This is a genomic window from Streptomyces lancefieldiae (assembly GCF_031845825.1).
Lineage (GTDB): Bacteria > Actinomycetota > Actinomycetes > Streptomycetales > Streptomycetaceae > Streptomyces > Streptomyces lancefieldiae.
On sequence record NZ_JAVRFH010000044.1, the window covers coordinates 53,138 to 63,866 of the forward strand.

8 protein-coding genes and 2 pseudogenes are annotated in these 10,729 nt (G+C 72.3%); 3 read left to right on the forward strand and 7 right to left on the reverse strand.

Translation table 11 applies throughout. The features are described from left to right. Positions 1–156: 156 nt before the first annotated feature. From RM812_RS31470 to RM812_RS31480, 3 genes are read right to left on the reverse strand one after another with little or no spacing between them, the layout of a single operon-like run. On the reverse strand, positions 157–906 hold the full coding sequence (locus RM812_RS31470) for a succinate dehydrogenase/fumarate reductase iron-sulfur subunit (protein WP_311580161.1): 750 nt from the start codon (positions 904–906) through the stop codon (positions 157–159). Further along, positions 903–2,852, reverse strand: coding sequence for a fumarate reductase/succinate dehydrogenase flavoprotein subunit (locus RM812_RS31475; RefSeq protein ID WP_311580163.1), 1,950 nt, complete (start codon positions 2,850–2,852; stop codon positions 903–905). Before RM812_RS31475 ends, RM812_RS31470 begins: the two co-directional genes overlap by 4 nt. Before the next feature lies 1 nt (position 2,853). Then, positions 2,854–3,525 (reverse strand): succinate dehydrogenase, encoded by a 672-nt coding sequence (locus RM812_RS31480; protein ID WP_311580187.1) that lies wholly within the window; start codon positions 3,523–3,525, stop codon positions 2,854–2,856. A 130-nt stretch (positions 3,526–3,655) separates the two neighbouring features. Between RM812_RS31480 and RM812_RS31485 the strand changes: the two genes are divergently transcribed. Then, complete coding sequence (locus RM812_RS31485) at positions 3,656–4,540, forward strand: LysR family transcriptional regulator (RefSeq protein WP_311580166.1); 885 nt, start codon at positions 3,656–3,658, stop codon at positions 4,538–4,540. A gap of 13 nt (positions 4,541–4,553) precedes the next feature. Here the strand turns inward: RM812_RS31485 and RM812_RS31490 are convergent, their stop codons facing one another. Continuing rightward, positions 4,554–5,444 (reverse strand): NAD(P)H-binding protein, encoded by an 891-nt coding sequence (locus RM812_RS31490; protein WP_311580169.1) that lies wholly within the window; start codon positions 5,442–5,444, stop codon positions 4,554–4,556. 173 nt (positions 5,445–5,617) lie between these two features. On the opposite strand from RM812_RS31490, the gene RM812_RS31495 reads away from it, so the two are divergent. After that, positions 5,618–6,454, forward strand: coding sequence for a LysR family transcriptional regulator (locus tag RM812_RS31495; RefSeq protein ID WP_311580172.1), 837 nt, complete (start codon positions 5,618–5,620; stop codon positions 6,452–6,454). A 24-nt stretch (positions 6,455–6,478) separates the two neighbouring features. On the opposite strand, the gene rmdA is transcribed toward RM812_RS31495, so the two are convergent. From rmdA to RM812_RS31510, 3 genes and pseudogenes are all read right to left on the reverse strand, one after another. Continuing rightward, positions 6,479–8,623 carry a cyclic Di-GMP phosphodiesterase RmdA gene (rmdA, locus tag RM812_RS31500; protein WP_311580175.1) on the reverse strand — a complete coding sequence of 715 codons (2,145 nt, stop codon included), beginning with the start codon at positions 8,621–8,623 and terminating at the stop codon, positions 6,479–6,481. Further along, positions 8,620–9,432: an SAM-dependent methyltransferase gene (locus RM812_RS31505; protein ID WP_311580178.1), complete on the reverse strand. Its 813-nt coding sequence runs from the start codon at positions 9,430–9,432 to the stop codon at positions 8,620–8,622. The genes rmdA and RM812_RS31505 overlap by 4 nt, the downstream gene beginning before the upstream one ends. Before the next feature lie 283 nt (positions 9,433–9,715). Continuing rightward, positions 9,716–10,222: pseudogene (locus RM812_RS31510) on the reverse strand (SCO0930 family lipoprotein); the annotation flags it as partial. 269 nt (positions 10,223–10,491) lie between these two features. Between RM812_RS31510 and RM812_RS31515 the strand changes: the two are divergent. Further along, positions 10,492–10,729, forward strand: a pseudogene (locus RM812_RS31515) (hypothetical protein); the annotation flags it as partial.

The window sequence follows — 10,729 nt, forward strand, 5'->3', positions numbered from 1 at the left end:
CCCTGTTCTTCCGCTGCCGGTTGGCCGCGGCGTGACCTGGGCCGGGAGAGTGGGTGTGGGGCTGTTGAATGCCAGGGGCGAAGAGCGAGACGGGGCCGGGAGGAGCACCGCTCCCGGCCCCGCCCGTCCGCACCTTTCGGCGAACGTCCGGTCGGGCTACCTCTTCGCCACCTTGCGCGTGGCCCGCAGCCACTCCTTGTTCATGCTGGTGATGGACACCAGGGGGATGCCCTTGGGACACGCCGTCGCGCACTCGCCGGTGAGGGTGCAGCCGCCGAAGCCCTCGTCGTCCATCTGCGCCACCATGTCCAGCACCCGGGTCTCGCGCTCGGGCGCGCCCTGCGGCAGGACGTTGAGGTGATTGACCTTCGCGGAGGTGAACAGCATCGCCGCCCCGTTCGGGCAGGCCGCGACACACGCCCCGCAGCCGATGCACTCCGCGTGCTCGAAGGCGAGGTCGGCGTCCGGCTTCGGCACCGGCGTCGCGTGGGCCTCCGGCGCCGCACCGGTGGGCGCGGTGATGTAGCCGCCCGCCTGGATGATCCGGTCGAACGCCGACCGGTCGACGACCAGGTCCTTCACGACCGGGAACGCGGACGCCCGCCACGGTTCGATGTCGATGGTGTCGCCGTCCTGGAAGGACCGCATGTGCAGCTGGCAGGTGGTGGTGCGCTCGGGGCCGTGGGCGTCGCCGTTGATGACCAGCGAGCAGGCGCCGCAGATTCCCTCGCGGCAGTCGTGGTCGAAGGCCACGGGGTCCTCGCCCTTGAGGATGAGCTCCTCGTTGAGGGTGTCGAGCATCTCCAGGAAGGACATGTCGCGGGAGATGCCGTCCACCTCGTACGTGGACATGGCGCCGTCGGCGTCGGCGTTCTTCTGCCGCCAGACGCGCAGGGTGAGCTTCATGCGTAGCTCCGCTGAGTGGGGTGGACGTACTCGAAGACCAGGTCTTCCTTGTGCAGGGTCGGGGCCTCACCCGTACCCGTGAACTCCCAGGCGGCGGCGTAGGAGAACTCGTCGTCCTTGCGGGCGGCCTCGCCGTCCGGGGTCTGGGACTCCTCGCGGAAGTGGCCGCCGCAGGACTCGGAGCGGTGCAGCGCGTCGAGGCACATCAGCTCGGCGAGCTCCAGGTAGTCGACGATGCGGTTGGCCTTCTCCAGGGACTGGTTGAACTCCTCGCCGGTGCCGGGGACCTTGATCCGCCGCCAGAACTCCTCGCGGATCTGCGGGATGCGCTCCAACGCCTTGCGCAGGCCGGAGTCGGTGCGGGCCATGCCGCAGAACTCCCACATCAGCTCGCCGAGTTCACGGTGGAAGGAGTCCGGGGTGCGGTCGCCGTCGACGGAGAGGAGCAGGTTGAGCCGGTCCTCGGTCTCGGCCAGCACCTCCTGCACCACGGGGTGATCGTCGTCGACCTCGTCCCCCAGCGGGTTGCGGGCGAGGTAGTCGTTGATGGTGGCCGGCAGGACGAAGTAGCCGTCCGCCAGGCCCTGCATCAGCGCGGAGGCGCCGAGCCGGTTGGCCCCGTGGTCGGAGAAGTTGGCCTCGCCGATGGCGAACAGGCCGGGGACGGTGGTCTGGAGGTCGTAGTCGACCCACAGGCCGCCCATCGTGTAGTGCACGGCGGGGTAGATCCGCATCGGTACCTCGTACGGATCCTCGTCGGTGATCCGCTGGTACATGTCGAAGAGGTTGCCGTACTTGGCCTCCACCGCCTTGCGGCCCATGCGCTTGATCGCGTCGGCGAAGTCCAGGTACACCCCCTGGCCGCCGGGTCCCACTCCCCTGCCCTCGTCGCACACGTTCTTCGCGGCGCGGGAGGCGATGTCGCGGGGGACGAGGTTGCCGAAGGACGGGTAGATGCGCTCCAGGTAGAAGTCGCGCTCGTCCTCGGGGATCTTGTTCGGCGGGCGGTCGTCGCCCTTGGCCCTGGGCACCCAGATCCGGCCGTCGTTGCGCAGCGACTCGCTCATCAGCGTCAGCTTGGACTGGTGGTCGCCGGTGCGCGGGATGCAGGTCGGGTGGATCTGGGTGAAGCAGGGGTTGGCGAAGTAGGCGCCGCGCCGGTGCGCCCGCCACACGGCGGTCGCGTTGGAGTTCATGGCGTTGGTCGACAGGTAGAAGACGTTGCCGTACCCGCCGCTCGCCAGGACGACGGCGTCCGCGAAGTAGGTGTCGATCCTGCCGGTGACCAGGTCCCGGGCGACGATGCCGCGCGCCCGCCCGTCGACGACGATCAGGTCCAGCATCTCGGTGCGCGCGTGCATCTCGATGTTGCCGGCCGCGATCTGCCTGCTGAGGGCCTGGTAGGCGCCGAGCAGCAGCTGCTGCCCCGTCTGGCCGCGGGCGTAGAACGTACGGGAGACCTGGACGCCGCCGAAGGAGCGGGTGTCGAGCAGGCCGCCGTACTCGCGGGCGAAGGGGACGCCCTGGGCCACGCACTGGTCGATGATCTCGACCGAGATCTGGGCGAGGCGGTGCACGTTGGACTCGCGGGAGCGGAAGTCGCCGCCCTTGACGGTGTCGTAGAACAGCCGGTGGACGGAGTCGCCGTCGTTGCGGTAGTTCTTCGCCGCGTTGATGCCGCCCTGGGCGGCGATGGAGTGGGCGCGGCGCGGCGAGTCCTGGTAGCAGAACTGGACGACCCGGTAGCCCTGCTCGGCGAGCGTGGCGCCGGCCGAGCCGCCCGCGAGGCCGGTGCCGACGACGATGACCGTCTGCTTGCGCCGGTTGGCCGGGTTGACCAGCTTCGCCTCGAAACGGCGCCTGTCCCAGCGCTCGTTGACCGGCCCGGACGGGGCCTTGGTGTCGACGACCGGCTCACCGGTCGGGTAGTCGGCGTAGGTTGTCATGTCAGCTCACCACTCCGGTCATGACGCCCACGGGGACGGCGACGAAGCCGACCGTGAGCAGCAGCGCGAGGACGTTCGCGACGGTCTTCAGGGCGCGGTCGCGGGTACGGCTGCCGGCGCCGAGGGTCTGGGCGGCGCTCCAGAAGCCGTGCCGGATGTGCAGGCCGAGGGCGAGCACCGCGACGATGTAGACGACGTTGCCGTACCAGGTGGAGAAGGTGTCCACGACGTTCTGGTAGGGCTTGCCCGTCTCGAAGCCGCCGGGGTGCACGGTGCCGGTGGTCAGGTCCAGGATGTGCCAGACGATGAACAGGCCGAGGATGATCCCGCCCCAGCGCATGGTGCGCGTCGCGTAGCTGGAACGCGGCTTCTTGTGCACGTACTTGTCGGGCCGCGCCCTGATGTCGCGGCGGCTGAGCTGGTACGCGGAGACGGCGTGGGCGACGACGGCGACGACCAGCACGACGCGGATCAGCCACAGCGTCCACTCGTAGTGCATGAACGGTTCGCCGACCGTGCGCAGCCAGTGGGCGTAGTGGTTGAACTCCTCGGCCCCGAAGTAGATCTTCAGGTTCCCGATCATGTGGGCGACCAGGTAGAGCAGCATGACGAGACCGCTGACCGCCATCACTGTCTTCTTGCCGACGGTCGAGTCCCACACGGTGCGCGCCATGGACGGCCGTCGGTCCGTCCGCGTTGCCAGAGCCATGGCACAAGACGCTACGGGGATGAGACTCATCGGTCCAAGACATGGTCCGGCTTGTTTCCATAGGAGCCGCCTATCGACGACGTATGCTTGCGGGATGCAGTTCCAGCAGCTCCAGTACTTCGTGGCGGTGGCCGAGACCCGGCACTTCACCCGGGCCGCCGAGACCGTCCACGTGGCGCAGCCCTCGCTGTCGCAGCAGATCAAGGCGCTGGAGCGGGAGCTGGGCGCCGACCTGTTCCTGCGGGCGCGGGGCAACATCACGCTCACGGACGCCGGGGAGGCGCTGCTGCCGCTGGCCCGGCGCATCCTGGCCGACGCGGACACCGCCCGGCACGAGGTGCTGGAGCTGGTGCAGCTGCGCCGCGGCCGGGTCCGGCTGGGTGCCACCCCGAGCCTGTGCACCGGTCTGCTCCCCGACGTGCTGCGCGCCTTCCACGACCGCTATCCCGGCGTCCGGCTGATGATCGAGGAGGGCGGCTCGCACGACCTGGTGCGGGAGCTGGCGCGCGGCGCGCTCGACCTCGCCCTGGTCGTGCTTCCGCTGCCCACCGCGTCGCCTGCGCTGACCACGGTGGAACTGCTGCGCGAGGACCTGGTGGTGGTGTCGTCCCCGGAGTCGCCCCCGCCGGGCGGCGGGCGCCGTGCCGTGGGCATCGCCGACCTGGAGGGCGAGCGTCTGGTCATGTTCCGGCACGGCTACGACCTGCGGGAGCTGACCGTGGCCGCGTGCCGCTCCGCCGGGTTCGAGCCGGACTTCGCGGTGGAGGGCGGGGAGATGGACGCGGTGCTGGGGTTCGTGCGGGCGGGGCTCGGGATGGCGGTCGTCCCCCGGATGGTGGCGGCCCGCTCCGGCCGCGGGCTCCGGGTGACGCCCCTGGCCCGCCCGGGCCTGCACCGGACCATCGCCCTGGCCCACCGCAGCGACGTGGCCCCACCGAGGGCCGCGCGGGAGCTCCAGCGGATGCTGCTGGAGCGGTGACGGCTCCCGCGTCTCAGACGAGCGCGGCCGGCCTGAGGATCTCCTCGCACCAGCGGCGGAAACCCGTGGGCGCGGTGTCCGGGGTACTGGGCTCGGCCGAGCCGTAGAACCCCTGGCTGTTCATCGCCGAGGCCATGTCGGCCAGTCCCCGGGCGGCGTCCTCGCTCGCCCCGAGGCGCAGGGCCGCCGCCCGGTACTCCGCCGGGGTGGTCTCCCGTACCCGCACCGGACGGCCCAGTACGTCGGACATGACCTCCGCCATGCCCTCGGGGGTCAGGTCGTCGGGGCCGACCAGCGGGACGTCGGCCCGGCCGGTCCAGGAGTCGTCGAGCAGCAGGCGGGCGGCCGTGGCGGCGATGTCGGCGGTGGCGCAGGTCCGCAGGACCCGGTCCGCGGCGTACGCCACGCGGAACTCGCCCGTGGAGCGCAGGGCCGCCGCCTGGCCGAGCAGGTTCTCCATCAGGAAGGGCGGGCACAGCGCCCGGTAGTGGACGCCGGTGGCCGCGATCCGGTCGTCCATGGCGAGCGAGGCGGAGACCTGCCCGGCGTTCTTCGCGACGCCGCGTCCCAGGGTGGAGACGGCCACGACCCGCTCGACGCCCTGTTGCCCGATCACCTCGCACAGCGGCAGGGTGAAGTCGCGGAAGTGCCCCTCGACGCTCTCGGCGCCGGGCGCCGGCGGCACCAGCCAGAACACCTGGTCGGCACCGGCGCAGGCCGCGCCCAGGACCTCGGGGTCGGCGTGCGAGCCCCGGAACACCTCGGCCCGCTCCCGCGCCCGGGGAGTGAGGCGGCCGGGGTCGCGGGCGATCACACGGACAGCCCTCCCGTCGTCCAGGGCGTCGAGGACGTTGTCGAGGACCTGCCGGCCGATTCCGCCGGTCGGGGTGGTGATGACGATCACGGAAACACAACTCCGGTTCAGGGAGGGAAGGAAGAAGGACCGCGCCGGGTCCGCGGGCCCGTCCCGCACGTGCTCCGGCGCGTGTTCATCCTGTTCCGCGGCCCGGCGGAACTGAAGGACCGATCGGATCCCGGTTGTTACCCTGAGGGCAACACCGAAGGGAGGCGGAGACCATGGAGTCCCGTCCCCTGCGCTACTTCGTCGCCGTCGCCGAGGAACTCAACTTCGCGCGCGCGGCCGAGCGGCTGGGCATCTCCCCGCCGCCCCTGTCCAGGGCGATCCGCCGGCTGGAGGCCGAGCTGGGCGTCACCCTGTTCGAGCGGACCACCCACAGCGTGACGCGGACCCCGGCGGGGGACGTGCTGCTCGCCGAGGCCCGCGTCGTGCTGGACGCCCTGGAGGCCGCCGGGCGGCGGACCCGGCGCGCGGCGGCGGAGCCGAAGCTGGTCCTGGCCGTCAAGGCCGACGGGGACGCCGGTCTGCTGGAGCCGATCCTGACGCGTTACGCGGCCGAGCCCGGGTCCGTACCGGTCGCCGTCCGGCTCTGCGGGTGGCAGGAGCAGCCGCGGCTGCTGCGCGGCGGCGAGGCGGACGTCGCGCTGGTCCACGCGCCGTTCGACGGGGCCGGCCTCGACACCGAGACGCTGGCCGTCGAACCGCGCGTCGCCGTCCTGGCCTCGAACCATCCGCTCGCCTCGCGCGACCGGATGGAACTCGCCGACCTCGGACTGAACGCCGGCACCGTGGACCGGCACATCGACGGGGCCCGGCGCGGCCACGGCGACCTGGCCCAGGTGCTCACGGCCGTCTCCCTCGGTGAGGTCGTCACCCTCCTGCCCGCCTCGGTCGCCGCGCGCTATCCCCGCCCGGGCGTCGCCTACCGCCCGGTGTCCGACGCGCCGCCGGCCGTCCTGTCCCTCGCCTGGCCGCAGCAGTCCCGCTCGACGGCGACCGCGGCCCTCGTCCGCACCGCAACGGCCGTGGCCGAAGAGGCCCGTGACGGGGCGTAGGCGCCCCCGGGGCCGGAGTCCCGGTCAGCCCGTGGCGTCCACCAGGGCCAGTTCGTGCAGGCGCTCCGGCGGGCCCGGGCGGGCGTAGTACCAGCCCTGTGCGGTGTCGCAGCCCAGTATGCGCAGTTGCTCGGCCTGGGCGCCGGTCTCCACACCCTCGACGGTGACCGCGAGGTCCAGGCTGTGGGCCAGGGCGACGATGCCCTCGACGATCTTGAGGTCGACCGGGTCCGCCGGGAACTGCTGCATGCTCTGGGTGAAGGAGCGGTCCAGCTTGAGGACGCTCACCGGCAGTCGGCGCAGGTTGGCGAGGTTGGAGTACCCGGTGCCGAAGTCGTCCAGGGCGATGTCCACGCCCATCTCGGCCAGCCGGCGCAGCGGCTTCAGCAGGTCGTCGTCCGCGCCGATCAGCGCCGATTCCGTCACCTCCAGGCACAGCGCGTCCGGCGCGACGCCGGTCCGCTCCAGGATGTCGACGGTGTCCTGGACCAGGCCGGGGTGGGTGAGCTGGCAGGGCGACAGGTTGACGTTGATGCGCAGCGGGCCCGCGGCGGTCGTCCCGCCGTACCGCTCCCGCCAGGCACGGGCCTGGCGCACCGACTGCTCCAGCACCCAGCGGCCCAGCGGGACGATCAGCCCCGTGTGCTCGGCGAGCGGGATGAACCGGTCCGGGCCGAGCACGCCGTGCTGCGGATGCAGCCAGCGCACCAGCGCCTCGGCGCCCCGTACGCTGCCGTCGCCGAGGTGCACGAGCGGCTGGTACTCGATGAAGAACTCGCCCCGTTCGAGGGCCGCCGGCAACGCGGTCGTCAGCCCGTGCCGGGTGATGACGCGGGCGTCGGCCTCCGGGTCGGCGAGCTCGAAACGGTTGCCGCCCGCCGACTTGGCCCGGTACATGGTGATGTCGGCGCTGCGCAGCACCTCCGCCGGGCTGCGCTCGCCCGCGGGGCCCTCGACGATGCCGATGCTGCCCCGCACGGTCAGTTCGCGGCCGTCGACGCTGATCGGAGCGAGCAGCGCGTTCATGATGCGCGCGGCCAGTTCGTCGACCTCGTGCCGGGTGTCCGGGCCGGTGGTCAGCGCGACGAACTCGTCGCCGCCGAGGCGGGCGACCATCTCACCGGGCGCGGTGGCACAGGACTGCAGCCGGTCGGCGACCTCGACGAGCAGCCGGTCGCCGGCCGCGTGGCCGAGGCTGTCGTTGACGGTCTTGAAGCCGTCGAGGTCGAGGTAGCACAGGCCGAAGCGCTGGCCCGGGCCGGCGCCCAGCGCCTTCTCCAGGCGTTCGAAGAAGAAGCTGCGGTTGGGCAGGCCGGTGAGCGCGTCGTGCGTGGCCTCGTAGCGCAGCCGCAGGTTGAGCAGCCGGCGCTCGGTGGTGTCCTCCATCAACGCGAGCTGGTACTGCGGGGTGCCGTCGGCGTCGCGCAGCAGGGAGACGGTCAGGTTGGTCCACAGGACGGTTCCGTCGGGCCGGTAGAAGGCCTTCTCCACGTGGTAGTGCTCGCGTTCGCCGCGCACCAGCTCGTCGTAGAGCCGCCAGATCTGCGGCGCGTCGTCCGGATGCGTCCACTCCGTGGCCCTGCGGCCGCCCAGCGTCGGGTCGGCGATGCCGAACATGCGCATCAACGCGCCGTTGACCTGGAGGACGTTGCCGTCCAGGTCGGCGATGCCGATGCCTATGGCGGCGCCCTCGAAGACCGCGCGGAAGCGTGCCTCGCTGGCGTGCAGGGCCTCGGCCACCACGCCCTGCGCCTTCAGGGCGGCCTGCGCGATGGCCTCCTGCTCCGCCAGGGTGCGCTCGCGCAGCGCACCGGCGAACCCGGCCGCCATGGCGTGCTGCAGCCGTGCCGAACGCGCTCGCAGGCCCTCGGGGTCGCCGTCCTCCCCGCAGTACAGCACGAGGTAGGCGTCGACGCAGTCCAGCGTCCGGGCGAGCGCCTCGGGGTCGGTGCAGTGCGCGTCGACGAGCGCGACGCCGACCTCCCTGGCCCGCTCCGCGTCGAAGCTCCGCGCCCGCAGCACCTCGCTCAGCCGGCGGGCCAGCGGCAGCAGACGCTCCTCGAACTCGGGCCGGGTGGCCGACGTCGAGGTCACCGGGAAGACCGCCCGGCTCCAGATCGTGGCGAACCGGCGCAGTCTGTCCTCCGGCCCGTCCGGCTCCGCGATCACGCCGTACGCCCCACGCCGGCGAACCCGGAGAACGCGTACGGGTCCTCGTCCTCCGGCGCTCCCTCGGGCCGCCAGCGCGGCATCGGAACCAGTCCGGGCTCCACCATGTCGTACCCCTTGAAGAACCGCGCGATCTCGTCGCGCGAACGCATGATCAGCGGATGGCGGATGTCCTTGTACACGTCCACCGCGCCCCCGGCCCGCTCGGCGGGCAGCGGGATCCCCTCGTACGAGGCATGCGTGAGCACGAGCAGGCTGCCGGGCGCGAGCGCGTCGCTCAGCTCCGCCACCGCCGCGTAGGGGTCGTCCGCGTCTTCCACGAAGTGCAGTATGGCAACCAACAGCAGGGCCACCGGCCGATTCAGGTCGATCAGCCGCTCCACCTGGGGACTGGAGAGGATGTCCCGCGGCTTGAGGAGGTCCGCGGCCACGACGTCCGCGTCGTCGTTGCCCCGAAGGACGGCCTGGCTGTGCGCGACCGCCACCGGGTCGTGGTCGACGTACACCACGCGGGCGCCCGGGCGGCTGCTCCCGGCCACCTCGTGGACGCTGCCGAAGGTGGGGATGCCGGATCCGATGTCGAGGAACTGGTCGATGCCCTCGTCGGCCGCGAAGCGCACGGCACGGCGCATGAACGCCCGGTTCGCCTGCATGATCTTGGGTAGTCCCGGCAGGAACTCCATGGCCTTGCGGGCCGCTTCCCGGTCGACCTCGAAGTTGTGCGAACCGCCCAGGTAGAAGTCGTAGATCCGGGACACGCTGGGCACCGAGATGTCGATGCTGCGTGGGGCCCAGGCAGGGCGCTCCATCTGGCTCTCCAAGGGCATAGGCGATCCGGTGTTCGAGCTGAGGCTACTGATCGTCCGCCGAACGGGCGAGTCCAAACGGAAATTGACCGTCCGTTCCCGGTCACTGCCTGCGGCACGTGCCGCCTGCCAAGGCGCGTCAGGGCACACGGAAGCGCGCGAACGGAGCCGTACCCTCCGCCCTGGACGGAGGGTACGGCCCGTTGGTCGCGCGCCGGGGAGTGGCGGCGCAGGGCCGCTGCTTCCTCGGCGCGCCGACCGGCTTTCCGTCGGGTGCTACGGCTTACCAAGTGCCGCCAACGCCCTGGCCGTTGGTGTCGCCGGCGGCGGTGTCCTCGGCGTAGCGATACGCCGGCCGGGCGCCGATGGTCAGCTGCCCGGTGCCGTCGGGGCGGGTGACCTCGCCGAGCAGGGCCCTGTCGATGCCCCCGCCGGCGTGCGCTTCGTCCGCGGCCACGGGGGGCCAGGCGGTGGCGCAGTCGTTCCCGCACGTCGTCCTGGGTGGCTGGGCCGTGTCCGCGTCGAAGCGGTAGAGGGTACGGCCCGTCCCGTCGGTCACCGGCTCGCCGATTGCGGCGTTCGTGGAGACGGACAGCTTGCCCGCGGGCTCCGGCGCGTTCGCCGACGCCCGTGTGCCGTCCGCGCCGGTGCCGAGTCCGTCGCCGGGCGCGGCCGTGGCACCGTCGTTCTGGCTGCCGGTGGCGCCGCCGCCGTGCCGGCCGCACGCGGTCGTCAGCGCCGGCACCGCCGCGGCGCTCACCACGGGTGAGGCGCTCCGCCAGGAGGTGCTCACATCGTCAGATCCCCGGTCGTCGCGAAAGCGTTGGACGCGCGCTCCTGCGCCGCCGCACGACACGGGGTACGCACCGGGAGCCCGCGGTGTTCAACCGGCGAGCCGTTTTCCTTCCCCGCACCCCTCGGGCGCCTCTCGTACACGGGTACGAGGCCGGACGCGGCGTGACGGTCCGCCGGTCAAACCGCCGACCGGCCCGGGTCCCTCCTTCGGGGCAATCGCCCGACAATCCGACGTGGCCCGGCGCGCCAGGCTCCATGCTCTGCGACGTGCATGGACCCGAACCGACCCGATCCGCCCTGGCCGGACGGGCGTTGGCCCTGGTGACGCTCGCGTTCACCCTCGTCGGCGTACCGCTCGGCCCGGCGCGGGCCGACGCCTGCGCGTACGTGTCGAACGGACCGGGCGGCACCGACGCGGTCTCGGTCGCCGGGAAGGCCTCCTGGCCCACCTTCCCGCCGTGCCCCGAGCCCTCGCCGACGCCCACACCGACCCCGACGCCGAAGC